The organism is Dickeya sp. ws52, assembly GCF_007210685.1.
Lineage (GTDB): Bacteria > Pseudomonadota > Gammaproteobacteria > Enterobacterales > Enterobacteriaceae > Dickeya > Dickeya chrysanthemi.
The window spans coordinates 114,008-138,629 of sequence record NZ_SZVX01000004.1; the positions used below are offsets into that span (position 1 = coordinate 114,008).

A 24,622-nucleotide genomic window follows, 5' to 3' on the forward strand; every position below is an offset into this window, starting at 1 on the left:
CTCCGTTATTCCAGCCACAGCAGCGCGTCGCCGGGGCTGACCGGGCGACCGGGCTGGCAGGCAATGCGTTTGACTTTGCCGCTTTGCGGCGCGTTAATCGCCAGTTCCATTTTCATCGCCTCGACGATGATCAGAGGCTGACCGGCATCAACCTGGCTCCCCGGCGTGACCAGCACCTTCCAGACGTTGCCGTTCATGTCGGCACGTACCGGCAACGCCTCGTCGTCGGCAACCTCCGCCGTGTCAGGGACTGAGGTTTCCAGCACGGCCTGATCGTCCTGCTGCCAGCGTTCGACTTCAGCCTCAAAAGCGGCGGCCTGACGGGCACGAAAATCCGCGATGTCTGCCGCATGGGTGTGCAGGAATTGCAGATGCGCCTGAAAATCAAACACCGTCTCTTCGATCCGGATAGCCGCGCGTCCTTCACGGAAATCATCACGTAACCGATTCAGTTCCGCTTCGCTCACCGGATAGAAACGGACCTGATCAAAGAAGCGCAGCAACCAAGGCTCCCCGGCCTGAAACTGCTCGTTTTTCAGGAATTTGTTCCAGATAGGCAATGTCCGCCCCACCAGTTGATAACCGCCGGGAGAATCCATGCCATAGATGCACATGTACATCCCGCCGATGCCTACCGTGCCTTCTGCGGTAAAGGTGCGCGCCGGGTTATATTTCGAACTCAGCAGGCGATGGCGCGGATCGACCGGTACGGCGCACGGCGCGCCGAGATAGACGTCACCCAGCCCCAGAATCAGGTAGCTGGCGTCAAACAAGGTCTGTTTTACCGCATCGCGACTGGCTAACCCATTGATGCGTTGGATAAAGTCAACATTATTCGGTAGCCACGGCGCACTGGCGCGCACCGTGTCTTGATAGCGGCCGACGGCATCGAGCGTGGCGCTGTCTTCAAACGCCATCGGCATGTGAACAATACGCGACGGCACCTTCATCTGGCTGACGTCGCCAATGCGCGTCTCAAGCTCCAGCAGTAACGTCACCAGCGCCGACTGGCTAATTTGCCGGCTGTCGTAGCGAACTTGCAGCGAACGTACGCCGGGAGACAGCTCCTTCACACCCGGATGCGCCCGCGTGCGCAGTTGTTCCATCAACAGGTGAACACGCAAACGCAACGCCAGATCCAGCACGTTATCGCCGTACTCAATCAGAAGGTAGTTATCCCCGGCCTGGCGATAGACAATCGCCGGGGCTGCGGCGGTAGCAGGCAGCGATACCAGCGCCGCCGCCGAAACACCGTCACGATCAGCCAGAGAGGGCGCGGCAAACGCGGCGACGCGACCGGCGTTCAACGTCGTAATGCAGTGCTCCTGCGCGTGTTCCAGCGCAACCGCCTCTTCTACGCTTATCGGGTAGAAACGAATTCGATCGCCGGGTTTCACCTGCCCGACCTTCCACAACTCCGCTTTGGCGATAGTCACCGGGCAGACGAAACCGCCGAGGCTTGGGCCGTCGCGCGTCAGGATCACCGGAAAATCGCCGGTGAAGTTAATCGCCCCTATCGCGTATTCGCAGTCGTGCACGTTCGAGGGGTGCAGACCCGCCTCGCCGCCGTTCGGACGCGTCCAGCTCGGTTTCGGCCCAACCAGCCGAACGCCGAGGCGGTTGGAGTTGTAATGGACTTGCCAGTCGCTGGCGAAAAACGCGTCGATCGCCGCCGGAGTAAAGAAATCCGGCGCGCCGTGCGGCCCGTACAGCACCCCGATTCGCCACGCCTCGCCATACGTCGGGATCAACGATGCCGGCAGCGCTTGTGGTTCGCTCACCGGTGCCGGCGTGGTACAGGCAGCCCGCTCAGGATGTGAGATCGGTAGCAAATCCGCCACGTTCAGCGTACGCCCGGCGTGGCCGCCGAACTGCCCCAGCGCAAAGGTGGAGCGGCTGCCTAAGTACTCCGGCACGTCGAGACCATTGCGCACCGCCAGATAAGCGCGGCATCCGCGCAGCGCGCGCCCCAGCGCCAGCGTCTGCCCCGCCGTCACACTCACCGGCTGCCACAGCGGCACCGCCTCGCCATCAAGCGTGGCCTGGCAGTCCGCCCCGGTCAGCGCGATTAACGCGTCACTGTGGAACAACAATTCCGGGCCTTGCAGGGTGAACTCCAGCCCTGCCGCCGCCTCATGGTTGCCGACGATGCGGTTGGCGAGGCGGAAAGCGAAATCATCCATCGGGCCGGACGGCGGTACGCCGATATCCCAATAGCCCAGACGCCCCGGATAATCCTGAATGCTGCTCCAGGTGCCGGGCTGGATCACTTCAATCACCGCCGATTGGGCGATGACGCCGTCGAGCATCCGCGTCCAGACACGCCCCTGCTGAAAAGCATCGCCGGCGGTAATTTGACGCAGATAATCCAGATTGGTGGAAATACCGTGCAAACGGGTGGCATCAAGCGCCGCCTGTAGTTTTGCCAGCGCTTCGGCGCGGTCCGCGCCATGTACAATCAATTTGGCGATCATCGGGTCGTAAAACGCCGACACCTCGCTGCCGGTCGTCACGCCGGAATCTATGCGTACCCCCGCCGGGAAAGCCACTTCGGTTAATACCCCGGGGCTTGGCTGGAAGTTCTTCAGCGGATTTTCGGCGTAGAGGCGCACCTCAATGGCCGCCCCTTGCGGCGCTTGTTTCAGACGCGCCCAGTCGATGGGCTCATCCGCAGCGACGCGCAGCATACACTCCACCAGATCCAGCCCGGTCACGCACTCGGTGACGGGATGCTCAACCTGCAAACGGGTGTTCACTTCAAGAAAATAGAACGCGTCCTGACCGGCGTCGTAGATAAATTCCACCGTCCCGGCGCTGCGATAATTCACCAATGCGCCCAGTTGCATCGCCGCGCGCAGCAACGCGTCGCGGGTCGCCGCAGGCAGATGCGGCGCCGGGCTCTCCTCCACCACTTTTTGGTTACGACGCTGCAAAGAACAGTCCCGCTCGCCAAGCGCCACCACGTTGCCTTTGCCATCACCAAAGATTTGCACTTCGATATGGCGAGCGTGATCGACGCAACGCTCGACAAACACCCCGGCGTCGCTGAAAAACTGCTCACCCAGTCGCCGCACGCTGTCCCATGCCTGCCGTAACGCCGGTTCGTCGGCACAACGCGTCAGGCCGATCCCGCCGCCGCCGGCCGTACTTTTCAGCATCACCGGATAACCGATGCGCGCCGCCGCGCTAAGGGCGTCCGCCAGAGAGCCGAGCAACCCGGTGCCCGGCGTCATCGGCACGCCGGCCTGCGCCGCCAGTTCGCGCGCCCGGTGCTTGAGGCCGAACTCGCCAATCTGTTGCGCCGTCGGCCCGATAAACACTATCCCCGCGTTTTCACAAGCCTGCGCAAACGGCAGGCTTTCCGAAAGAAAGCCGTATCCCGGCCAGATGGCCTGTGCGCCGCTGTGCTGTGCCGCAGCGATAATCTTGTCGATGCGCAGATAGCTGTCGCTGGCTTTTTCGCCCCCCAGCGCCAGCGCCACATCCGCCTGCTTCACATGTTCAGCGTTTTTATCCGCATCGGAATACACCGCTACGCTGGTAACTCCCAGACGTTTCAATGTGCGGATGGCACGACAGGCAATTTCACCACGGTTGGCAATCAGTACGGTGTTAAACATGTTTGCTCTCCTGACGAGTCACCCAATTACGCCAGCCTTTGAATTCCGTAATGTCGGTAGCGTCGTTCAGCGCCGCCGGTTCGCAAATAAAGCCCTTTACCCAACGCCCGTCGATCAGCTCAAGGGAGCCGATGCCCAGCGGCGCGGGAATTTCCGCCACAAATTCGCCGAAGCGGGCGAGCGGGATATCCCACAGTTCCACCGCAATCGCCGCGCCCGACGCCTGGCGCGCAATACCCGGTTTGGCGGGCTGCGTGTTCGCCAGCGCATACAGCCGGTAGCACGGTGCGGTTTCCGTGGCTTCAACAAACACGGCATCACGCTGAGTGAGCTGGAAATTCAGCGGCATTCCGCGCAGATGCGCCCCCACCACCGCAACGCGCACATGATGTAAAGAGGCGGGCAAGCGTGCAGAGTCTTGTTGATAGGGCTGAGCGGTGGCCCCCAACGGCAAGGCCAGTTGCCGCTGCCAGCGCAGACCGAAATCCGCCAGCGCACGGTCATGCCAGGCCGGGGCAATCAACGTAATGCCCGCAGGCAGCCCGTCGGGACGAAACGGTGCAGGCAAGGCCAACGCGGAAAGGTCGGCCAGGTTGGTAAAGTTGGTGTAGGTTCCGAACTGCGAGTTGAAACGAATGGGCTCCTGTTTCATCTCTTCCAGCGTATGGATGGTTGGCGAGGTGGGCACCACCAGCGCATCAACCTCGTTCAGGGTGCGCTGAATGTTTTGCGCCAGCTCGGCGCGTAAATATTCGGCTTGATACGCCTCCACCGCGCTGTAATTCAACCCGGCGGCAATAATGGTGTGCACGGTGGCGTCCATCTGCTCCGGGTGGTTGAGCATGTCGCCCACCGCCGCGGTGCGCTCGGCCACCCACGGCCCCTGATAAAGCTGCTCGGCAAGCTGGCGAAACGGCGAAAAATCAATCGGTTTGAGCGTTACGCCGCTGTCTCGCAACTCCGCCAGCGCACTCAACCAGGCGGCTTGCGCTTGCTCATCCCCAAAGAACGTCAATTCCGAAGGAACAGCAAAGGTCGGATTGTGCGGGATCGCCGCCGGTGCCGTTGCGGGGTTAACACGGGAATAGGCATCGTCGGTATCCGCGCCCCCCGCCAGCGATGCAATATAAAACGCATCTTCCACCGTCAGCGCAAACACCGAGAGCGTGTCATTGAGGCGACAGGCGGGCAGAACCCCTTTCGCCGATAACCACCCTTTGGTCGGTTTTAAGCCGACGATGTTGTTAAAACCGGCGGGTACGCGGCCAGAGCCGGCGGTGTCCGTTCCCAACGCGAACGGCACCAGACCGCGCGCCACGACAGAAGCCGAGCCCGAGCTGGAGCCGCCGCAAACATAATCGGCATTAAAGGTGTTGGGCACCGCACCATACGGGGAGCGTGTTCCCACCAACCCGGTCGCGAACTGATCGAGATTGGTTTTGCCAATCACAATCGCCCCGGCCGCTTTGAGTTTGGCGACAGCCGTCGCATCCTGCTGCGCGATAAAGGCAAAACCGGGGCAGGCTGCCGTGGTTGGCCAACCGGCAACATCCACGTTGTCTTTTACCGCAAAGGGAATACCGAATAGTGGTAATGCGTCGGGGTGATTACGATAAAGCGGCAGTAAATCGTCTAATTGAGATTGCAACTGCGCTTCGCTGGCGATCGCAATCCAGGCATTGTCTTGCGTCGATAAGGCATCAATATGGTCTTTTAAGCGAGCAAAAACGGCATCACTATCCTGTCTGATTTGCTGTTGCCATGCCGTCAGTGTTTTTCCTGTCATCAACGCCATCATTGAATTCCTACTGGTATACTAGATGGAGTTCAATTAGCAATTCACATGCCAATAAAATATCCTTTTGTTTTTTAATTAAAAATTAAATAACCGGATTGTATTTATGGCATTAATACGCACTCTTTCAGAACATTGTGCGCGCAATGACAGTGCATATTTATTGGGAATGGGCAGAGGTCAAAATAATAAGTTATGGCTGTATATACCCCCAATAATTCGAGTTGCGTTGCCCCTCCAGGGCAAGGCTCTGAAATATGACGGGTATGCCCCCTGAATTAATCAGGGTGCATACGCCGATTGCAGTGATAATTTCCGAAAACAAGCTGAATATCGTTAACCCCGGAAGCGGGCTGCTATTTCTGACACGCGCTGACCAAGCAATTCCGCGGTTTTCAGATCACCGGAGCGTGGTGCCTCTTCTGGCGATGCATCCGACGGTGAAATGGCCATCGCGCCTGCAAACCCTCCTGACCAGTTGATGTCATCAGGCCCGCTGGTTTTTTTGTTGGCAGGTAACTGACCTAAACCTACCCAGATCTGGCCATGCTGCTGTGACAAAATCCACTGATATTGGATGGTAGAAAGTTTATCGCCGTTCACTGCTGCGGAATTCGTAAAACCGGCCGCCAATGTATTTTTTAACTCTTGTTTCACCCATAATTTTGACGTCGCATCTGCGAATTTTTTGAATTGCCACGGCGGGCCGCCCATATAGGTTGGTGAGCCATAAATAATGGCGTCTTGCGCGGCAAGGCACTCAAAACCCCCTTCCGGAAGTTCACCCTGTTCATTAATTCTCAAGACGGTGACATCGACGCCGGATACTGAACGAGCTCCGCGCTCTACAGCTTCAGCCTGCTTTGCGGTATGACCGTAACCGCTGAAAAAAACGACTGCTACTTTTGTCATGATAATTACCTCTGTTAATGAATGTTGAAATTCAGGACAGTTGTTCCAGCGCATCGCGCATAGACTGGGGACCGCCGTACAGGCTATAGCCGCTCACGGTGTGAGTTTTTCCATTGACTGTCGCAAGCAATAACGGCACGCCGCTCACCCCGAGCGCGCCCATCAAGGCTTTTACGTTGTTGATGCGTTTATGGGTTATTTCGCTCAGCCTGGAACCGTCGGCAAGTTCGTCAGAAATAAGAGGGGTTGGAATATCCAGCCGGTGCCGCAGTGCATATTCACGGCTAATTTGAGCAACCACATCACGACGAGAGGTATCGAGGCCATGTATATAGCGTGAAATTTGCAGCTCATGCAGCAGGCCGGCTTCGGCGGCAGGTGCCGTCTGTTTAAACGCGGTCAAAGCACGGTTCAGATATTGCGAGTCAAACCGCCCATTGCTATGCAGCAGCGCGTGATATGACTCGCTGAAACGCTGCCCGGTGAGCGAGGCGATGCGTTGATCATTTGTCCATGCATGTGTTGCCCACTGCGCATTGATAATCCGGGCTCCGTCCCCGGAAAACAGTCCGCTGGGTAATAGCTCGAGCTGTGTTGGATATGTTTTTGCCAGATATTCAAGCGCAGGAGCGCTTGCGTAACACCATCCGCACAGCGGATCAAAGAAGTACTGTAATTTGTCGATTTGCATGTTTGTCATCTCTTAAACCAAGTGCCTCCATCATATTTGGATTTAAAAAGACGAAAAACAGGGCTACAGTAGACACATTGTTGCATGAGGTGATCGAATGGACCGTTTTACTGCGCTTGAGGTTTTTTCAGAGACTGTTAAACGCGGCAGTATTTCCGCGGCTGCCGAACACCTAGGGCTATCCCGGGCAATGGCGTCGCGTTACATCGCCCTGCTGGAAGAGTGGACGGGAGCAAGGCTTCTGCATCGCACAACACGTAAACTCAGCCTGACGATAGCCGGTGAGCAAGCCTTGATCGTATGTGGGGAAATCAAGCAAATGGCCGGCAATCTTGCCGAGTTAGGGCCTGATAGTGTGACAAAACCGAAGGGAAAGTTGCGGCTGGCATCTAATTCTATTTTCGCCGAGTTCTGCCTGACGGAATTACTGCTCAATTTTCTGTCTCTGCACTCGGAAATTCAGGTCGACCTTAACGTGCTTGACCGTACGGTTGATCTTGCAGAAGAAGGCATCGACCTGGCGATACGTGTATCCAGCGTATTAGATCCTCATCTCTATGCACGAAATCTGGGGTACTGCTCATCCGTCATCTGTGCAAGCGCGGCTTATCTGGAAAAAAATGGCTACCCTGACAATTTAAATGATTTAAAAAAGCATAATTGCCTGACATACACCTATTTCGGGCAGAGTATGTGGCGTTTCAGTAAAAACGGCGAAATGATAGAGGTGCCGGTCAGTGGTAACCTGAGCACCAACGAAGCCGCGATTTTGTTAAGGGCCACCCTTCTCGGGGCCGGCATTGCCATCCTTCCTCGGTTCGCGGTTGAACACGAAATACAATCAGGCAGTCTCATTCCTGTTTTGACTGATTACAGTGTTGAACGACTTACCGTCAGCGCCGTCTACCTGACTCATAAAAAAATGCCGCTGGCACAGCGTGTGTTGATTGATTATCTGGTTGAAAATTTACGGCTTCCCTGAAAAACGATAAACGTATTAAGGCGGCGGGTCTGAAAATATATTCGGCTTTACGTTGCAAGGGTATCGGCTAATGACCCGGCACATCCCTGGGCCTTCCTAAACAATCAACGCTTTGTGTTTTAAACAACACAAAGCGTTTTTGTCCTGCTGCGCGAATGAGTGAGGGTATCGTTTATTTCCCCCAGGTCATTTCACCTTTAGCGACTTTGGCGCCAAGTTCGAGAGAAACAGGCATCGCTTCGTTAGGATAACGCTTCTTCATTGCGGTAATCAGCGCAGCTGAATCTGCGGCTTTGGCTGCTTCGGCATCAAATGCCGCCAGGTAATCACGTGTATAAATGACGTTTGATACATCCAACGGCGACTCGGCTGTGACATGGCCTGGCACCACAACTGCTGGTTTTCGGGCCAGAATATTATCTAAAGCCGCACGCCAGGCATTACGATCCTCTACAGTTGGAGTATCCGCAACCCAAGGATACATACCACCGAATACAGCAACACCACCAAATACGGCACGCAGTGATGGCACCCAAATATAGCGGCCACGATCTTTAAGACCCGGTTCGTTGATAATTTCGAGCGCCTCACCGTCTACAGAGAGCGTATTAATCGTGCTTGCTTCAGGGAAAATCAACTCAGAAACAGAAGCCGGGCCATCTTTACCCAACGTACCGGCCCATGTTTTGATTTTCCCCTCCGCTTTTTTCTGCATCAATGCAACGGTATCTGGCGCGGCGAGAATACGGGCATCAGGAAATGCCTGCCGCACCGGTGCCAGACCAAAATAATAATCCGGATCATTGGTTGTAATATAAATAGTGGTCAACTTCTTACCACTGGATTTGATTGCATCTGCAACAATTTTACCGTCTGAATAATTAAAACTCGAATCAATCAATACGGCTTCGGATTTACCCGTTATCAGAACAGGAGCGCGCAGGAAACCTGCCTCATTAGTTTTGAATGCTACCCATTCGAGCGGGCGTTTCTCTTGCGCAGCAGAGTATGCCGTTGCGGATAAAAGCATTAAAGTCGTTACGGCTACATTTTTTACAAGACTGGTTATGTTAAACATATTAACCCCGATAGTAAGTTAGTCGCTCATAGTTAATACTCAGAGATCTGGCTGAATATAATCAGCGCAAAGTCTGGCAGAAATTTAATGAGAAAATAATAATTCACCCGGTCTACATTAACTAAAACAGGATAGCGACTTAGAGCCTATCGCTGTCATTCAGTTAACTGCGCGGTTTTAAAAATATACTGTTGCACCGGGTAAAGATATATCCCCTTTCAATAGACATATTGTCGCATAAAACGAGCAAATGGATGGTGCCGTCGTGCTCCCGACGCGTAACCAGTGCAAGCAGCGATGTGCCATATCGCTGAATGACATCCCCCAGCAATCCGCGGCTGGCTAAAAGCAAGATACTGAAACTATGGGAATTATTGAAACGCAGCGAAAGCGAGCGGAATTGCCAGAAACTGCCGACGGAAAGTCAACGTGTACGGCCCCAGCTAATGCCGAGTCCCTCCATTCAGCACAGGTTATTCCGGTGTTGGGAACGAATCTGACCCGCCAACGGCTGGCCTCCGGTGAGAGACAGGACGTCTCTCATGTCATCCCGATGAGCTTATTCAGGCCAGATGTAGGGGAACGGCAACTCTGCCGGGAGCCGCGTTGAACGCCGCTCGCTGCGGCCTTGAGAGGGTGGCTCTTAAGATAGGCTGGTTAATACAGCCAGCCTGAAATATGACGGATAAATGCCTGATGCGCGCTGCGCCGCCATAACGGATGATGGGGATTGAGATAAATGGACAAGGTACAGCAAGATAAATGGGATGTTGTGGTACCTGACGGGACGTTGTGGAACGGAACCAGTGAAACACTTTTACAGCATGTGAAAAAATCAGGCTGTCGAAAAATTCAGAGAAAATTTATGCTCAGCCTGTCGTCGTCAAACAAGCCTGCCTTGCTTTAACTCCATCAGATAACTTGCGATCTTGCCATTCATATCTCCTTAAAATCCTGAGTTGTCGTTGGCTGAGAATGTCCCAGAGTCGGGATATTTGAATCATCAGAAAGCCATCATACCGCTCAGCGCTGAGCGATTTTAAAAATAGCGATATCAGACTGGTTAAAGATAGCTATCACTCAAAAGCGACAACGTTGTCGCTTTTGAGTCATCAGAAAGCCATCATATTGCTCAGCGCTGAACGGTTTTAAAAATAGCGATATCAGACTGGTTGAAATAGTTATCACTTCAAAAGCGTCAGCGCTGTCGCTTTTGATCTGCCTCTTTGGCCATTTCAATCAGGGCACTTTTCTGGTCTTCCGGCAGGCGGCGAAACTGACGCAGCTCGCGGTAGCCGATACCCATGCGGGACATGGATTCCAGGGCTTCTTCTCCGAAAGATTGGAGGTTACTTATTGATTCATTGGCGTGTTCAGGGGTATATCCCAGCAGATTACAAAACTCAGCCCATGTTCCCGAAAACTCAAGACCGTCTTGGCCTTTTTTACCTTTAAGTGATTGATAAAGTTTATTTTCTTTTACAAATGCCATCTTTGAAGTCAAGACGGTCTTGGAAAATTTGGAGAAGGCCTCCGCCATCTGCGCTTGGCCCAGTAACTGATTCAACAAGTCACGTTCGTCGTTAAACTGGCTGTTAACCGTTGCCATCAGATTCTGCGCGGTGGCCGGTTCCGGGTAAAGGCGCAGGCGCTTGCGCTTCTTGAATCACACAACCTAAAAACGGCAGGCGCTTGCCGTTTTAAAAAAGCGAAAACGTTTTCGCTTTTGGGTAAGCATAGTAATGCTCGAATGTTTACTAAGAGCGTGCGATGTCGCACGTTTTGAAACCTTCCTGAAAGTGGTAACCGTTACCGGTTTTCCCAAACCGTTTGGTGTTTTCAGGCAAAGGCGAAAGCGCTTTCGCTTTTGGGTAAGCATAGTAATGCTCGAATGCTTACCAAGAGCGTGCGACGTCGCACGTTTTAAAACCTTCCTGAAAGTGGTAACCGTTACCGGTTTTCCCAAACCGTTTGGTGTTTTCAGACAAAGGCGAAAGCGCTGTAACACAACATTTGAGTAAAACCACAGGCATCATATAAAGCTGGAGCTTGTTGAATTGGAAAACGTTTCCCGATTTGATTGGCGGAATAGATGAATTATGGTAATCACTTAATAAATATAAAATTATTGTTTTTGGGTGATACCCCTTTTATCCAACTCACGGCGAAGTAACCTTTTAATCCATCCCGCCTTGTTATCATCACCATCTTCTTTCATTGCAAGTGCTAACCGTTCCGATAGATCTGCGTCTAAACGTAATTGTACGGTGTGCCTTTCTTTTTGGTTGTCATTGGTTGACATTGCATTACCTCGGTGTATATTGAATTCAATGATTGCAAATGTACACCAATGCATAGCATCAAGTAAAGCAAGGCTCGGTATGTGTTCCAGCACATCCGAGCCTCTAACCACCACCGTTACTAAGGAACGAAGATGGCTAACCACAATTCTAACCGCAATAGCGGGATAACCACAAAAAAGGCTGAACCGGTCAGCGCTGACCGCTTTGTAATGATTGATGGCGATACTTCTAAATGTGCCAGCGCTGGCATATTTGAGCAGCCTCGTGCAGCACGCTCCTTACAGGAGCGTAAGGAGTATTGTACGAACCTGCTTAAAGTGGCGTTACGCTATTCTGATGAACAGGAAATCATCTCCCTGACCCGTGAAGTGGAATCATTTATTGCTCAAGCGTTAAATAGCCAGTATCGCCCCGGTATGAATGCCGCCGCCTATCACGCATTCCGACAGTTTGCCATGACAGGGAGGAAGTGATCATGACTCTGCTGACATACCGCAACCCGCTGGCCGTGGTAAACCGGATATTCAATCCATCCAGTGTGCAGATTGATATGGTGGGAAGCGATGGTTTTATTACCGATAAAGCGCTGGGCAACGCGCTGGGGTTTGCCAACCCCGAAGCGGCGATCACTCATATTCTCAGCACGCATCACACACTACTGATGCCCCACGTTTACACCATGCAAAGGGGGGCGGACTGCGCCGACCAACCCGAACGGGTGCTTGACTTGCAGGGGGCGATGCTGCTTTCCCGCCTCGTTCGTTCACCTCATGCTGTTCGTGTCTATTCAATTTTACACGGACGGGAAATGACGATTGAAATACTCAAGCTGTCCAGACTCGCTGAAGATGACTTGGCAGAAGACAATATTTTATATTTTCCGTCATGCCGCCAGCGGGCAATTGCTGCCGGTCAGTGCTGCTGAGGAGGCTACCGATGAAAACCGAAAACGAAAAATATCTCCCGCTGGCAATTGCATCACAGGGATGCAGCCATAACGTGCTTTTTATCTGTCAGGATGTGCCGTCAGACGAACTCTTTGAGGCAGTGATATCACGTATGGAAGCCGCCCAAAGGGTACTTGATTTCGCATCATTTCAAACGGGAAATCAGTCAGGCTGTGAGGCTAAAATGGTGTCCGAGGCGGCAGGGATGCTGGTTAGCGATGCCCTGTCTATCATCAATATCCTGCACCGGAAGTGCCGCTAACCCCCATTCTCATTATTCCCTTCCGTTTAACCTTCGCCCCTGCCAGTCGGGGGCGGTTTATTTAAAGCCGATTAAAAAACACCGGTCTGAACCTCCTTTATTCTTAATTCTCGTTAATGAAACGTCAGCGGCGATATAAACCGTCAGGGGATTAATGCGGTGCCCTTGTCACCCGGTTATCAGAAAACGCCGTTATGACCTTTATAAAGCCTTTATACGTGAATTTTATACGGGGGATAACATGCCGAGAAAGAATCTCAATAATGAACTTCTTGAGGATTTAGCCGACCACCTGAAAAGCCAGCTACTGGAGAACCATGTTTCTGAGGACGTAGCTGAGAATATTTCAACCTCTATGGTTATTTATCTTTCAGGTATCTACGGCGGGCAAAATATTTATTTCCCCAAGGGGAATAAAATTAAAAGGGAAGACAAGGCATTAAACATGTTCAGAGATTATGAAGATGGAATGGAAATCTCTGACATTGCCAGAAAACATGGCTGTAGTATTCAATGGGTGTATAGCAATATCAACTATATCCGCCAGTCCCGCTTTGCCTCACAAAACAAACATGAAACGCTGAAGAAAGGAAATTAGCATGTCACTAAATTTGGAGAACTTAGATAACATGAGGGTTGTAAATGTTTTTACTTCGGGGACATTTACGGATGCGCATGGTACTGAGCTTACTTTCACGAGAGATGATTTATTAAAAACGACGGCTACCTATAATTCTTTATCCAAAGAAAAAGGGAAAGCGCCGTGTTATATCGGGCATCCTCCTGGCGAAGCCACGTCGTATGGTGAGATTGTCTTCCTTGCCGTCAAGGGTGATAAAATGATGGCAATGGTTGACCCAAAACCGGAGCTGACACAGTGGGTAAAACAAGGTGACTTAAACGCTGTTTCTATGAGTTTTTTCCAGCCCAGCAGCCCAGGAAATCCGTACCCCGGTATCTATTACCCGCGACACCTCGGTTTTCTCGGTCGGTTGAATGGGATGAGGCCAGCGCTCAAGCATCTTGACCCGCTGGCGTTCATGGAAGGGAAGCCGCTTCCTGTCGTCTTTCGTGACAGCAAGCAATACGTTTATTTCTCGCAATACGACAGCATCGTAGACAGGCGACAGGCCAGCATTGATCGCCTTACTCATGAATTTTCCACAGCAGCTAACGTGAGCTACGAAGAAAGTCATCGGGTTATTCTGGGATTATGGAGTTATTAAATCATGGCTAAATCTTCTGAGGTGCTGGCTTCTCTGGGTGAGGTTAAATCCACTCTTTCAGGTCTGATAAACAGACATTCTGAATTGAAAAAGAAAATCGGTGAGATTAACGGGCAAATTGAAGCCTTGCAAAACATGCCGTTATCTCTCGATGATTATTGCTCCTTTATTCCCGGCTTTATTCAGAGTTTTGGTGCGGGTGTTTTCTCCTCCCTCAAGCGTTCGATGGCAAATGGGTATAATCACAGCGAGGGGAACGCTGAGTCATGGGGGGCGCTGGAAAAAGAAAACGGTGAAATCACAGGAATTTCACGGCTTCTGGGGTTGTCCGGGTTACTCAAAACAGACGATACGAATCTGGAAATCATACGTTATTTCTGTTTTTTCTTCCCGGATATAGTCTCAGAAAGAATTATTGAAACGCTAAAAAATGACACGTCCGTAGTATGGGGGAATGATGATTTCCCGCCTGTTGCGGAACGCAGGGAAACAGTCAGGGCATTGGTGGCACAGAGGACGCCGCTCGAAAAAGAGTTGAGCGATGTATCCACGGAAATTCAGAGCATCAATAGTCTGTTCAGTCAGATGCCCCAGACAGATACAGAAGAGAGTGCAGCGATATCGTCATTGCGCAGTGACATGGTTGTCACCCAACATGCACCCGGTGGGTTTTCGATTCAGTCATTACATGACTGACTGCGCATTTCACCGTGGCCCGGTGCAGCGGCACCCGTCCATATCAGGTTCCAGCACTTAACGGAGCTGACAATGAATTCACAATTTAGCGTAGGGGTCATTATCGGGGGCACCATCAGTGGTGCCTTCCGTTCGGCCATGTCCGGCACACGCCGCACGCTCGATTCACTTGGCGATGTCTCACGCCAGCTCACTGAGCGGCAAAATACCCTCTCCCGCGCTATGGAACGTTACGGTGAGATTGGTTCCCGAAGTGCTCAACGGATAAATGCAGACTTGCTGCGTGTGGGGCGCACAATGGAGCAACTTCAGCAGCAGCAAAAGCGGTTGCAGTCAGCATCAGCCACCAGTGATGCCGCCCGTAGTAATCGCATGGCGCTTTATGGTCAGGGGGTTGAAACCTATGCAATGGCCAGAACCGGCTACGAGATGGTTTCACCGGCTATAGAAAAGTCCACGCTTTTCAGCGACAAGATGATAGATATGCAAATCACCGCCAAATACACCGACCAGACGCGGGATGGCCTTGCCAGCAAATTACGGGGCTGGTCAAAGGAATATAACCAGACTCAGGAAGACATGCAGGCGGCGATGGGGGAGTTAATCAGCAACAACATCGACAGCGTTCAGGATATTGAAAAATACATGCCGAGCATTGGTCGTGCGGCTACGGCAACCCGTACTTCCGGCAAGGACTGGGCCAATGTAGCCAAAGCATGGCAGTTATCACTGAGTGGGACGGCGGAAAAATTTGGTGCCGTGCAAAACATTATCGCTTATGCCGGTGATCAAGGGTCATTTGAAATCGGCGATCAGGTGAAATGGATACAGGAACTGGCCCCGGAGATTGCCTCAATGCTCAAAGGAGAAAGAGCGGTTGCAGAGCTGGGGGCCAGTCTACAAATTGCGAAGATTGGCTCCAACTCATCGGATATAGCCGGGAATAACTTCAAAAACTTCCTCACTAAAATCTTTGCCAAGGAAACACGCACCTCATTTGCTTCGGTAGGAATTGATCTTGAGAGTTCGATTATGTCTCATCAGGCGGCGGGGTTGTCTCCTATAGAGGGCATGATGAATATTATTGAACTCTATCTGAAGAAGAAAAGCCCGGAAGCCCTTGAGGGTTTCAAAAAGGCCATGAAGCTGAAAGATGACAAGGCACGGGACGAAGCCCTGACGTCACTGGCTGAACAGTATAACCTTGGTGATTTGTTTGCCGACATGCAGGTCATGGCGTTTGTCCGCCCCATGCTGGCCAATATGGATCGCTTCCGACATATTCGTGATGGTGCCCTTAAGGCCGCTAAAGATGATGCACTAGCCAAGTCGTATGAAACCCGAATGCGGTCGCCAATGGAGCAGATTAAGCGCCTGAGTATCGCCACCAATGATTTGGCAATAAGTATTGGTGATCAACTCACGCCGTCGTTTATTTCTGGTGTACAGGCCACCGTGCGATGGGTGGATGGGGTAAATCAATGGGTAAAAGCCAATGCCAGCATGGTGAATAAGATAGCAGGCATTGCCACAGGTATTCTGGCTTTTAAAGCTGCCTCTATTGGTGCCAGATTGGGGCTAAATTTATTGCTCTCCCCTATTGTTGATACTTACAAGGGACTTGTGTTGCTGCATTCCCGATGGACACTATTACGTGCCGCATTTGGTCAGGGAGGGCGTGCCCGTCAGTGGGTCAGTCTGTTTGGTAATCTGGCGAAGGGCGCGGTAAACCTTGGCCGGATATTGGGCGGAACGTTGCTCAGGGGAATAGGACTGGTTGGGCGCTCCATTATCACGATGGGGAGATTGCTGATGCTCAACCCCATCGGAATAGCTATTACGCTTATTGCCGGAGCGGCTTATCTGGTTTATCGCTACTGGGAACCGATTAGCGGCTGGTTTAAACAACGCTGGGTGGATATTAAAACGGCGTTTTCTGGTGGTATCAGCGGTGTGACGAGCTTGATTCTTGACTGGTCGCCGGTTGGTTTGTTCTACAGGGTCTTTGCCGGGGTGATGAAATATTTCGGCGTTGACATACCGTCTAAGTTCAGTGAGTTCGGCGGCAATATCATCAACGGGTTTGTGAGCGGTATACGCAATAAATGGGAAGAGGCGAAGGCCAGTGTCGGCGAACTGGGCGATAACATCAAAGGCTGGTTCGCTGAAAAGCTGGGCATTCATTCACCCAGCCGGGTATTTATGGGGTTCGGTGACAATATCGCGCAAGGCGCAGCAATTGGTATAAGTCGCAGTACCCCACTGGCCGCTACGGCGGGCCTGCGGCTGGCGAAGACCCTGGAACCTGAATTACCCAAACTGCCATCATTCAGCCAGTCTGAGCTGCCAACTACAGCCAGACGGAGTTCATCAGGAAGAGGTAATGATGCGTCATCCGGTAGTGGTGCCGGAGAGATTCATATCATCAACAATATCTATATTGACGGGAAACAGCAGACAGCGACAGCCGAACTATCATCAGCTTTGGGGGATATCACCCGCGAAGTTGAACGGGCGCTGGAGAGAATACTTTCTAGCAGACGGCGGATTGCGTACGACTGAGTGCATTAAAAATGCAATTCCTTTTCAATATCTGAAAATATTCGAGGCGCAATTTATCGCGCCTTTTTCGTTTGATTTATCGCGCTGGGCAACAAACGGACGTTACCAGCCACACACGTTTGTTTCCTCGTCCGACTCGTAACCCCTCACTATATTGATAAGCTCTTTGACGGCATCCGCGGCGACATCCGAATCGTTCAATTCAGCCAGGGTAGCGAAATCTTTATCCACCGATACGCCGTTATTTTTGTTGGTCACGGTCAGCACCACACCGTTATCAAGGTTGATTTTTCCCGACAGATGGCTAATCAAGTCGGTCATGCCCTGAGCCGCCACCGCCGGCACATATAACGCCATCGGTTTGAGAAAGACCCGCTCTTCTCTTTCACTATTACTGCGACTGGATAGTGAAATAGCATAACCTTTATTTTCAATGTCCATGATGAGCCCCTCAGCCTTCGATTAGAATTTTCGGATCAACATAAAAATCAACGTTAAATAACGTATCATCGGATAGCGCCTCTATTCGATGCCACTTTTCCGGCGGAAATACGCCAAACTGCCCGGCTTCAATGAGTAGTGTATCAACAGGTTCAGGGCTGGTTTCGTCTGCATAGCCGTAATAGCGAATCGCGCCCTGCATCACGCATAAACGGGGATAAACCCCCTGGCGTGTTCCCGCATCCAAATGTCGCTGCCAAATAGACGCGGGGGCGGTGTCTTTCGTCCAGAACGGTGTTGTTCGGGTATGAATATAATGAGCGGGTATGATAATTCGTTGCATATTTCAACCTCACGGCTTCTAATCTACTTAAATAATGGCCAGACAACAAACATATGTTGCATATAATATACCTCTTTATTTCAATTGGTATAACTTTTTTCACCTTTATTAAATAAATCAAAAAACACAAAACCAATAATAATAAAAAAACCAATAAAATCAAATAATTAAACAAAGTATTTTGATTTAAAAAAGAGAAGAAAAATATTCACGCCATACCGTTTATTCACAGTGATAAAATTACTGAAATCATTAAAAATAAAAGGAATACCCCATAAATACTCAATTATGGTTATTGTTAAGGCAATTTAAAAAGAGTAGAAATGAACACTGTACGTCCTTCAACAATAAGCTTACTTACCATGAAAAAGAATGTAAAACTCAGCTCCTTTTATTATGGCTTTCCCGTGTTTCTTGTTACAACGACAGATAGCAGCAATGGGGCTATCAATGTCTCCCCGGTATCATCGTCAATTTCGTTGGGTGATAAAATTATCATAGGAATTAGCAAGGGGAGTAAAACATACCACAACGTGCTTGCCGGCTCAGATATCGTGATTAATATTCCGGATTACCGCCTGTGGGCGAAAGTGGAAGAACTCGGTAAATTGACGGGGGGAGACACGTTATCTGAAAGCCAAATCAAATGGGGTGTCCAGGTCTGTCACGATAAATTCACCAGAACCGGGCTTCACACCGAAGCATCGACACAAGTGGCTCCACCGCGAGTGGCGGAATGCCCGATTCAGGTAGAATGTAAAACCGTCAGTACCACGGATAAGGGGCGTTTTATTCTGGTTGAACTGGATATCCTGACAATCTGGGCAGAGAGCACGATTCTCGGTCAGGACGACGTTATTGATTCGTCAAAATGGAAACCGTTGATATATAACTTCCGCGAATACGATACCACCGGCGATGCATTAGGTTTTAATTTTAAATATGGCCATTAACCGCCGACTTCCCCGTTATACCCCCAAATAATTCGAGTTGCAGGCGTGTTGACCTGCAACCTGAATACCGGGTTTGGCATCACTTCAGCCAGCGGTGTAAAAGGCTATCAGGAGATGAATTTCACGCCTTGCTTTAATACAATATCGCACGCTTTGGTTTTGACTTTCTCTCCGAGCGGGGTATTGCCAATCGCTTTCAGATCGACCTGTTTCCCTTCCCCTGTATTTAACAGGCCGGACAATCCTTGCATATAATCGGCCTGCTTTTGCTGCTCAGGCTGAGACGCCAGCCCCAGTTTATTAAGCAATTGGTCCTTGATATTTTCAGTGTTCGTTGCCGACACCAATTTCTGTTTTATGCAGTATTGCAGAATACCTGCTGCATTATTCATGCTACCGGCGCTGAGCGATTGCGTTCCGCTATTAAGCAGGCTGCCAAGCCCGCCGATATTGCCGGATGAAGCGCCATTGCCCGTTGCCGCACCATTCTGACTTAACTGGCTGGCCGCACTGGATAAAGAATCCTGCCAGCTTGCCGCCTGAGCATAACCTGATATCGCCATCAGTGCGGCAATGCCAACACGATTCACTGCACGTTTGATTAGTGTCATAACCCACTTACTCTTTTATGATCAAAAATTACCGCGCAGTATACCTTTACCACGGCGTCCTACCATCCGATAAAACTGAAACTGCCCCACAGCGTGTGTGGGGAAATGTCTGATTTAGTGCGCGTTACGCCGAATATTGCCGGTCAAACGGCGCATAGTACTCCACTTCAAAATATCCGGTATCTATTTTGCCGTCGGCATTTTTCCGGCAGCGGATAACCTCAAGCTCGCCACCACTCACGCGGGTATACGCCTGGCCGGGCAAAAGATGGTGGTAGATGGCTTTCAGAAACGATTGATATTCCTGCGCATCCCCCGAAAAACTAAAGTGCAGATAACTGCCGGCCTGCACCGCTGTCGGGCTATCCACCGGGGCTTCTTGCTGCTGCGACGGCTCAACGGCGCTCATGTGGTACGCTAACCGAACATGGCGGTTAACGCGATTGGCATCCGGCAGCACGGTGCAAAACGCATAAATCACCACATCGTCATCCTGTTGATGACTTGCCTGCTCCCACCAACCGACCCGTTGCGAGAGGTCATTAGCCGAAAGAAAGTCATCAATATTTTGTGACTGTTCAAAGTGATGCGTACTTGCCGGTATTGCCGGTAAATCGACGAGTTCCGGGATCGGCAGCCAATCCGCACCGGCGCCTAATGAGGGTTGCAGGCGGGAGAAATCCCATAATGACGCTCTGCGATAGTGGCCGGGCGACATGCCGAAACGCTTTTTGAACGTGCGGGTAAAAGACTGTTGAGAGTCAAAACAATAGCGTAACGCCACGTCCTGAATGGTTTGATTGGTAAGCTTTAACTCAATCGCCGCTTTGCTCAACCGCCGGTTGCGAATATAGGTTCCCAGTGAGACGCCGGTTTCTTTCTTGAATAACCGTTGCAAATGCCATTTGCTGTAACCTGATTTCGCGGTGACGTCATTGATCATCAGTGGGCTTTCCAGGTGGTTCTCTATCCACCCGACCAGCTCAGCGGTAAATCTCACCATCGATGGCATCGTTGATAACATCATTGCAAAATCCTCCTTACTGACTACCAGAAACTGACTCATAACCGCCGATGACAAACCGGCATCGGCATCAATTCATCTATTACTACTGCGACCTCCGCAGCAGTCACTACAGCGATGTAGCACGACCCAGGGCTGGACTTAGTAAGGCAAGTAGCGCGCCACCACTTCATCAGGCAGCATCTTGGTCAGCAGATATATCAGTTGTTCCGTTTCCTGAGGCGTCAGGCGGGCGGTCAGTTGCGCCGGAACGCCCCGCAAGCCTTCCTGTTCGAAATTCCGACAGATATCCTGCCCCTTTTCCGTCAACGCCAGAATGACCTGCCGTTTATCATCCGGATGAGGCTGACGCATAATCAGCTCCCGCTTCACCATCCGCTCAACCATGCGGCTCAGCGCGCCGCCATCCACCATCACGTTCTTGCTCACCTCTACAGGGCTTATCACCCCGTTATAAATGCTGATCAAGACCTTGAACTGGGGAGCCGTGATATCAGTGCCGGCGAAATACTCATTAAGCAGATGATCTTTAAACTGATTTGACAGATGGATGAGCAACCCTATCGAGCAAACCGTTTCGTTGTTGCTTCTGTTCATGTAATAAAAAACTGACTAGGCATTAATTGATCAAGAAACTAATGCCTGGTCAACGAAATGTCAAGCCGGACCATACCCCTATTTACATTTTATTTACAATGGACACGGAGCACCCCTTCCCCGCAGCAGACTTGCATCTGCCGCGCTCGTCATAGCCATGAACAGGGGAATACCAACGGTAGCAAGGGTTAGCGGAAGGTCATGACCGACTGCAACAGCCTTTGGGCGTAGGGATGGGAAACGGTGGGCAAATCGTTCACCGCGCAGGTTTCAACAATTTCGCCCTCGTAAAAGAACATCACGCGATGACACAAATATGCCGCCGCCTGAATATCATGTGTAATAAACACGCAGGAGAGGTTAAAGCGTTTTTGCAGGTCAATGAGCAGATCCAGAATCTGCACCTGTGAGGAGACATCCAGCGCGCTGATGGCTTCATCCAACACCAGCAGTTGCGGATTCGTCGCCACCGCGCGGCACAGACAGACACGCTGAATCTGGCCGCCGGACAACTCATGAATATGGCGATCGCCTAATGTCGGCGCCAGTCCGGCCAGCGCGCATAATTCGGCGATTCGGCGATCCCGGTCAACCCGCCGGGCGACACCCTGCAATATCAACGGCTCAGACAACGCCTGATTGACCGTCATCAGCGGGTTAATCGACGAGGTGTAATCCTGAAACACGGCGCTGATACGCTGTTTCCTGTTTTGGGGAGCCGAAACCGACTCGCCCGCTAATAACAGGCTTCCCCGATCCGGCGGTTCCAGCCCGCAAATCAGGCGCGCCAGCGTACTTTTTCCGCTGCCGCTTTCACCGACGATCGCCAGACATTCGCCGTGACCAAGCGAGAACGAAACCGACTTGATAATCGCACGCTTTCTTTTCAGGAAAGCCAGGCGCTGCGTTTCCGGGTAGTTTTTTTCAACCTGCCGCACATCCAGCAACATGCGTTATATTCCCATAATCCGGTGGAACGCCGCGCTCAAACGCCTGCGGGTATCAATCAGGTGGCGGGTATAATCCTGTTCGGGATGGGTAAATACCCGTTCCGTGCCACCTTGCTCGACAACCCGGCCGTCTTTCATCACGACCACCTGTTGCGCCAGCGCGCCGACCAACGCCAGATCGTGAGAGACGAACACCATGGCGCTGTCATGCTGTTTTTGCAGTTCGATAAACTGCTGCACGATGTCGTATTGCGTCATGCTGTCGAGCGAGGCGGTTGGTTCATCGGCGATGATTAACGCCGGTTGCGATACTAATGCAATGGCGATCATCACCCGTTGCAGCATCCCGCCGGATAACTGGTGAGGATAGGCCGCTAATACGGCAGTGGCATCCCGCAGACCGACGCGCGCCAGTTGTGCCAACGCGCAGGCCCGGCGCTGCGCGCGGGTTAACGCCCCATGCCGCCGGAGCGATTCGTCAAAATGGTTGCCGATCGTATACAGCGGATCGAATGCGCCGGGGGCGTCCTGCATGATCAACGCCATCCGCCGACCACGAATCGCCCGCCACGCCTGGGAAGAAAGGCACCGTAAATCGTTGCCGTTGAACATCATCTCGCCGCTTACCTGCAACCAAGGCGGCAGCAAGCCAAGCAGGCTCTTGCACAGCAACGTTTTCCCGCTGCCGCTCTCCCCTACGATGGCCGTACAACACCCGGCATGAAGCTTCAGCGTCACTCCCTCAAGCAGCCGGCACCCCGTGCGCTTGTCGGTGATCGCCAACCGGTTAACATCGAGCAAGGTCGGCGGCGTCATGGTGGTGATGTCCGATTATCGGTATAGGCGGCCGGATCCAACGCATCATGCAAAAAATCCCCCACCACATGACAGGCGGCGACCACCACGGCGATAGCCAGACCGGCAGGCAGCATCTGCGTGGGGTGCGTCAACATGACGTTTTTCGCCTCGCTGAGCATATTTCCCCATTCCGGCAATGGCGGCTGGGCACCCAGCCCCAAAAAAGAGAGCGCTGAAATCATCAGTATCACACTGCCAATATCCGCAGACGCCAAAATCACCATATCGGCGGCGGCGGCCGGCACCAAATGTCGACGCATCACATAGGCCGGCGGCGCGGCGATGATCCGCACATAGTTGACATAATTTTTGCTGCTGTGCCTGAGCGTTATCCCGCGAGTCATGCGCGCATACCAGGCCCACTTCGCCAACACCACCGCCAGCAGAATCGTCGGCATCCCCGGCCCGATTGCACCGACGATGGCAAACACCATCACTTCGCCGGGAAAAGACAGCATCGCGTCGCAGACGCGCATTAAGCAGCTATCGATCCGGCCCTGGCAATAACCGGCAGTCATCCCAATGACGGCGCCCGTCAGCACGGTCATCACCATAGCGGCGACGCTGTAAAATACCGTTGTTCTTACGCCAAACACCAGCCGCGAAAAAACGCACCGCCCCAGATTATCCGTACCGAGCGGATACAGCAGGCTAATGCCCTGATACTTATGCCTTATCGACGTCAGGGTCGGGTCGTGCGGCGCAATATAGGGGGCGAACACCCCGGCCAGACACACCGTCAGCAGCAGCAGGACGCATAACAACGCCAGCCGATCCTGCCTTATCGTCTTTCCGATACCCGGCCGCCTCATTCCCACGCGCCTCTTATTCGTGGGTCAAGTTTGCGCTGTAATAGATCGGTCAACAGATTGCCGCCCAGAAACAACAGCGCCATCAGCAGCATGTAAGCCTGAATCATCGGATAATCGCGGTTAAAAATAGCGGACAGACACAACCGGCCAACGCCGGGCCAGGCAAAAATATTTTCGATCACCACCGTACCGGCAATCAGTTTGGGAATACTCATGCCGATCGCCACCAGCGACGTATGCAGAGAGTTCACCAGCACATGCTTGATGACAATGACCGGCTCCGGCAGCCCCCGCGCTCTGGCGTACAACACGTAATTTTGCCGCAGATTGCCGAGCATACTGCCCCGAATCAGGCGAATATAGGTGCCGATGTACCCCATCGTCAGCGTACATGACGGCAAAATCACGGCATGTGCGTCTTGCATACCACCGACAGGCAGCAGGTCGAGCCTGACCGCCAGCCCCCACATCAACAGCAGGCCAAGCCAATAGTTAGGGATAGCGATCGTTAAAAACACCAGACTGCGTACGGCTTTATCGAACAAGGTGTTTTCGGTTACCGCACAGAGCACGCCCAGCGTCAGCGATATCGACACAATCAGCGCCAGCGACGTCGCCGCCAGATACAACGTGGCGGGCATAGCCTGCCTGAACTCGAGCCACACCGCGTTTCCGGTGATAAACGACGTGCCGAAATCAAGATGCAGCACCCGCCAGAGCCACTGCCAGTAACGCAGGAAAAACGGTTGATCCAGCCCCAGCTCGCGTCGCATCAGCTGTATGGCTTCGTCGGTCGGTACAATCTCATTCACCCGTAACGCCACTTCAGCCGGGTCCGACGGCACCCAATTCAGCAACGAAAACGCCAGAAACGATATCAGAACGGCCAGCGGCGCCGTCATACCTACTCGTTTGATGAAATAAATGCACATCCGCTGCTGTTTCCTCTGCTGGCCCAC

The 24,622-nt window shown here is 52.2% G+C and carries 26 protein-coding genes; 10 read left to right on the top strand and 16 right to left on the bottom strand.

Annotated features, from left to right (window positions below; genetic code table 11):
* Positions 1-5 precede the first annotated feature (5 nt).
* The 4 genes from uca to FDP13_RS05245 all read right to left on the bottom strand — a co-directional run bounded on the left by uca (position 6) and on the right by FDP13_RS05245 (position 7,018).
* Positions 6-3,620, bottom strand: coding sequence for an urea carboxylase (gene uca / locus FDP13_RS05230; RefSeq protein ID WP_143838924.1), 3,615 nt, complete (start codon positions 3,618-3,620; stop codon positions 6-8).
* Entirely contained in the window at positions 3,613-5,415 is a 1,803-nt protein-coding gene (atzF, locus tag FDP13_RS05235; protein WP_143838997.1) for an allophanate hydrolase, read from the bottom strand. The genes uca and atzF overlap by 8 nt, the downstream gene beginning before the upstream one ends.
* 336 nt (positions 5,416-5,751) lie before the next feature.
* Positions 5,752-6,327 (bottom strand): flavodoxin family protein, encoded by a 576-nt coding sequence (locus FDP13_RS05240; protein WP_033577602.1) that lies wholly within the window; start codon positions 6,325-6,327, stop codon positions 5,752-5,754.
* Positions 6,328-6,358: 31 nt separating this feature from the next.
* Positions 6,359-7,018: a DsbA family protein gene (locus FDP13_RS05245; protein ID WP_143838925.1), complete on the bottom strand. Its 660-nt coding sequence runs from the start codon at positions 7,016-7,018 to the stop codon at positions 6,359-6,361.
* A gap of 97 nt (positions 7,019-7,115) precedes the next feature.
* Between FDP13_RS05245 and FDP13_RS05250 the strand changes: the two genes are divergently transcribed.
* A complete protein-coding gene (locus FDP13_RS05250) occupies positions 7,116-8,000 on the top strand; it encodes a LysR family transcriptional regulator (RefSeq protein WP_033577604.1) in 885 nt (294 codons plus the stop codon).
* 172 nt (positions 8,001-8,172) lie between these two features.
* Here FDP13_RS05250 and FDP13_RS05255 read toward each other — a convergent pair whose 3' ends face one another.
* Positions 8,173-9,078 carry an MBL fold metallo-hydrolase gene (locus FDP13_RS05255; protein WP_143838926.1) on the bottom strand — a complete coding sequence of 302 codons (906 nt, stop codon included), beginning with the start codon at positions 9,076-9,078 and terminating at the stop codon, positions 8,173-8,175.
* Positions 9,079-9,817: 739 nt separating this feature from the next.
* Between FDP13_RS05255 and FDP13_RS21635 the strand changes: the two genes are divergently transcribed.
* A complete protein-coding gene (locus FDP13_RS21635) occupies positions 9,818-9,985 on the top strand; it encodes a hypothetical protein (RefSeq protein ID WP_199886304.1) in 168 nt (55 codons plus the stop codon).
* A 291-nt stretch (positions 9,986-10,276) separates the two neighbouring features.
* On the opposite strand, the gene FDP13_RS05260 is transcribed toward FDP13_RS21635, so the two are convergent.
* Complete coding sequence (locus FDP13_RS05260) at positions 10,277-10,687, bottom strand: hypothetical protein (RefSeq protein WP_234424381.1); 411 nt, start codon at positions 10,685-10,687, stop codon at positions 10,277-10,279.
* 516 nt (positions 10,688-11,203) lie between these two features.
* Positions 11,204-11,380: a hypothetical protein gene (locus FDP13_RS21640; protein ID WP_181000722.1), complete on the bottom strand. Its 177-nt coding sequence runs from the start codon at positions 11,378-11,380 to the stop codon at positions 11,204-11,206.
* A 132-nt stretch (positions 11,381-11,512) separates the two neighbouring features.
* On the opposite strand from FDP13_RS21640, the gene FDP13_RS05265 reads away from it, so the two are divergent.
* The 7 genes from FDP13_RS05265 (at position 11,513) to FDP13_RS05295 (ending at position 17,074) form a co-directional block, all read left to right on the top strand.
* Positions 11,513-11,854: a hypothetical protein gene (locus FDP13_RS05265; protein ID WP_143838927.1), complete on the top strand. Its 342-nt coding sequence runs from the start codon at positions 11,513-11,515 to the stop codon at positions 11,852-11,854.
* 2 nt (positions 11,855-11,856) lie between these two features.
* On the top strand, positions 11,857-12,306 hold the full coding sequence (locus FDP13_RS05270; RefSeq protein WP_143838928.1) for a hypothetical protein: 450 nt from the start codon (positions 11,857-11,859) through the stop codon (positions 12,304-12,306).
* Positions 12,307-12,317: 11 nt separating this feature from the next.
* On the top strand, positions 12,318-12,590 hold the full coding sequence (locus FDP13_RS05275; protein ID WP_143838929.1) for a hypothetical protein: 273 nt from the start codon (positions 12,318-12,320) through the stop codon (positions 12,588-12,590).
* Positions 12,591-12,831: 241 nt separating this feature from the next.
* Positions 12,832-13,188, top strand: a complete 357-nt coding sequence (locus FDP13_RS05280; protein WP_199886305.1) for a Mor transcription activator family protein — start codon at positions 12,832-12,834, stop codon at positions 13,186-13,188.
* 1 nt (position 13,189) lies between these two features.
* Positions 13,190-13,816 (top strand): hypothetical protein, encoded by a 627-nt coding sequence (locus tag FDP13_RS05285; RefSeq protein ID WP_143838931.1) that lies wholly within the window; start codon positions 13,190-13,192, stop codon positions 13,814-13,816.
* A 3-nt stretch (positions 13,817-13,819) separates the two neighbouring features.
* A complete protein-coding gene (locus tag FDP13_RS05290) occupies positions 13,820-14,512 on the top strand; it encodes a hypothetical protein (protein ID WP_199886306.1) in 693 nt (230 codons plus the stop codon).
* A 72-nt stretch (positions 14,513-14,584) separates the two neighbouring features.
* Positions 14,585-17,074 (top strand): phage tail tape measure protein, encoded by a 2,490-nt coding sequence (locus FDP13_RS05295; RefSeq protein ID WP_143838932.1) that lies wholly within the window; start codon positions 14,585-14,587, stop codon positions 17,072-17,074.
* Positions 17,075-17,176: 102 nt separating this feature from the next.
* Here the strand turns inward: FDP13_RS05295 and FDP13_RS05300 are convergent, their stop codons facing one another.
* Together FDP13_RS05300 and FDP13_RS05305 are read right to left on the bottom strand one after the other, a co-directional pair.
* Positions 17,177-17,515 (bottom strand): DUF1869 domain-containing protein, encoded by a 339-nt coding sequence (locus tag FDP13_RS05300; protein ID WP_143838933.1) that lies wholly within the window; start codon positions 17,513-17,515, stop codon positions 17,177-17,179.
* 10 nt (positions 17,516-17,525) lie between these two features.
* A complete protein-coding gene (locus FDP13_RS05305) occupies positions 17,526-17,858 on the bottom strand; it encodes a DUF1971 domain-containing protein (protein WP_012770431.1) in 333 nt (110 codons plus the stop codon).
* Positions 17,859-18,220: 362 nt separating this feature from the next.
* Between FDP13_RS05305 and FDP13_RS05310 the strand changes: the two genes are divergently transcribed.
* Positions 18,221-18,811, top strand: a complete 591-nt coding sequence (locus FDP13_RS05310; RefSeq protein ID WP_033577607.1) for a flavin reductase family protein — start codon at positions 18,221-18,223, stop codon at positions 18,809-18,811.
* A gap of 107 nt (positions 18,812-18,918) precedes the next feature.
* Here the strand turns inward: FDP13_RS05310 and FDP13_RS05315 are convergent, their stop codons facing one another.
* From FDP13_RS05315 to opp1B, 7 genes are all read right to left on the bottom strand, one after another.
* The gene (locus FDP13_RS05315) at positions 18,919-19,422 is read right to left on the bottom strand and encodes a DUF2501 domain-containing protein (protein WP_012770433.1); all 504 of its coding nucleotides are present in this window, start codon (positions 19,420-19,422) and stop codon (positions 18,919-18,921) included.
* A gap of 124 nt (positions 19,423-19,546) precedes the next feature.
* Positions 19,547-20,449 (bottom strand): helix-turn-helix domain-containing protein, encoded by a 903-nt coding sequence (locus FDP13_RS05320; protein WP_143838934.1) that lies wholly within the window; start codon positions 20,447-20,449, stop codon positions 19,547-19,549.
* Between the two features lie 138 nt (positions 20,450-20,587).
* Positions 20,588-21,043 carry a MarR family transcriptional regulator gene (locus FDP13_RS05325; protein ID WP_033577608.1) on the bottom strand — a complete coding sequence of 152 codons (456 nt, stop codon included), beginning with the start codon at positions 21,041-21,043 and terminating at the stop codon, positions 20,588-20,590.
* Positions 21,044-21,231: 188 nt separating this feature from the next.
* Positions 21,232-21,993, bottom strand: a complete 762-nt coding sequence (locus FDP13_RS05330; RefSeq protein WP_143838935.1) for an ABC transporter ATP-binding protein — start codon at positions 21,991-21,993, stop codon at positions 21,232-21,234.
* A gap of 3 nt (positions 21,994-21,996) precedes the next feature.
* On the bottom strand, positions 21,997-22,809 hold the full coding sequence (locus FDP13_RS05335; protein WP_143838936.1) for an ABC transporter ATP-binding protein: 813 nt from the start codon (positions 22,807-22,809) through the stop codon (positions 21,997-21,999).
* The gene (gene opp1C / locus FDP13_RS05340) at positions 22,806-23,663 is read right to left on the bottom strand and encodes a nickel/cobalt ABC transporter permease (protein ID WP_027712584.1); all 858 of its coding nucleotides are present in this window, start codon (positions 23,661-23,663) and stop codon (positions 22,806-22,808) included. Before opp1C ends, FDP13_RS05335 begins: the two co-directional genes overlap by 4 nt.
* Positions 23,660-24,595 (bottom strand): nickel/cobalt ABC transporter permease, encoded by a 936-nt coding sequence (gene opp1B, locus FDP13_RS05345; RefSeq protein WP_143838998.1) that lies wholly within the window; start codon positions 24,593-24,595, stop codon positions 23,660-23,662. The genes opp1C and opp1B overlap by 4 nt, the downstream gene beginning before the upstream one ends.
* Positions 24,596-24,622 lie beyond the last annotated feature (27 nt).

Coding starts and splice junctions, on each gene's coding strand:
- uca (WP_143838924.1), bottom strand. CDS start 3,620: ATGTTTAACACCGTACTGATTGCCAACCGTGGTGAAATTGCCTGTCGT.
- atzF (WP_143838997.1), bottom strand. CDS start 5,415: ATGGCGTTGATGACAGGAAAAACACTGACGGCATGGCAACAGCAAATC.
- FDP13_RS05240 (WP_033577602.1), bottom strand. CDS start 6,327: ATGACAAAAGTAGCAGTCGTTTTTTTCAGCGGTTACGGTCATACCGCA.
- FDP13_RS05245 (WP_143838925.1), bottom strand. CDS start 7,018: ATGCAAATCGACAAATTACAGTACTTCTTTGATCCGCTGTGCGGATGG.
- FDP13_RS05250 (WP_033577604.1), top strand. CDS start 7,116: ATGGACCGTTTTACTGCGCTTGAGGTTTTTTCAGAGACTGTTAAACGC.
- FDP13_RS05255 (WP_143838926.1), bottom strand. CDS start 9,078: ATGTTTAACATAACCAGTCTTGTAAAAAATGTAGCCGTAACGACTTTA.
- FDP13_RS21635 (WP_199886304.1), top strand. CDS start 9,818: ATGGACAAGGTACAGCAAGATAAATGGGATGTTGTGGTACCTGACGGG.
- FDP13_RS05260 (WP_234424381.1), bottom strand. CDS start 10,687: ATGGCAACGGTTAACAGCCAGTTTAACGACGAACGTGACTTGTTGAAT.
- FDP13_RS21640 (WP_181000722.1), bottom strand. CDS start 11,380: ATGTCAACCAATGACAACCAAAAAGAAAGGCACACCGTACAATTACGT.
- FDP13_RS05265 (WP_143838927.1), top strand. CDS start 11,513: ATGGCTAACCACAATTCTAACCGCAATAGCGGGATAACCACAAAAAAG.
- FDP13_RS05270 (WP_143838928.1), top strand. CDS start 11,857: ATGACTCTGCTGACATACCGCAACCCGCTGGCCGTGGTAAACCGGATA.
- FDP13_RS05275 (WP_143838929.1), top strand. CDS start 12,318: ATGAAAACCGAAAACGAAAAATATCTCCCGCTGGCAATTGCATCACAG.
- FDP13_RS05280 (WP_199886305.1), top strand. CDS start 12,832: ATGCCGAGAAAGAATCTCAATAATGAACTTCTTGAGGATTTAGCCGAC.
- FDP13_RS05285 (WP_143838931.1), top strand. CDS start 13,190: ATGTCACTAAATTTGGAGAACTTAGATAACATGAGGGTTGTAAATGTT.
- FDP13_RS05290 (WP_199886306.1), top strand. CDS start 13,820: ATGGCTAAATCTTCTGAGGTGCTGGCTTCTCTGGGTGAGGTTAAATCC.
- FDP13_RS05295 (WP_143838932.1), top strand. CDS start 14,585: ATGAATTCACAATTTAGCGTAGGGGTCATTATCGGGGGCACCATCAGT.
- FDP13_RS05300 (WP_143838933.1), bottom strand. CDS start 17,515: ATGGACATTGAAAATAAAGGTTATGCTATTTCACTATCCAGTCGCAGT.
- FDP13_RS05305 (WP_012770431.1), bottom strand. CDS start 17,858: ATGCAACGAATTATCATACCCGCTCATTATATTCATACCCGAACAACA.
- FDP13_RS05310 (WP_033577607.1), top strand. CDS start 18,221: ATGAAAAAGAATGTAAAACTCAGCTCCTTTTATTATGGCTTTCCCGTG.
- FDP13_RS05315 (WP_012770433.1), bottom strand. CDS start 19,422: ATGACACTAATCAAACGTGCAGTGAATCGTGTTGGCATTGCCGCACTG.
- FDP13_RS05320 (WP_143838934.1), bottom strand. CDS start 20,449: ATGATGTTATCAACGATGCCATCGATGGTGAGATTTACCGCTGAGCTG.
- FDP13_RS05325 (WP_033577608.1), bottom strand. CDS start 21,043: ATGAACAGAAGCAACAACGAAACGGTTTGCTCGATAGGGTTGCTCATC.
- FDP13_RS05330 (WP_143838935.1), bottom strand. CDS start 21,993: ATGTTGCTGGATGTGCGGCAGGTTGAAAAAAACTACCCGGAAACGCAG.
- FDP13_RS05335 (WP_143838936.1), bottom strand. CDS start 22,809: ATGACGCCGCCGACCTTGCTCGATGTTAACCGGTTGGCGATCACCGAC.
- opp1C (WP_027712584.1), bottom strand. CDS start 23,663: ATGAGGCGGCCGGGTATCGGAAAGACGATAAGGCAGGATCGGCTGGCG.
- opp1B (WP_143838998.1), bottom strand. CDS start 24,595: ATGTGCATTTATTTCATCAAACGAGTAGGTATGACGGCGCCGCTGGCC.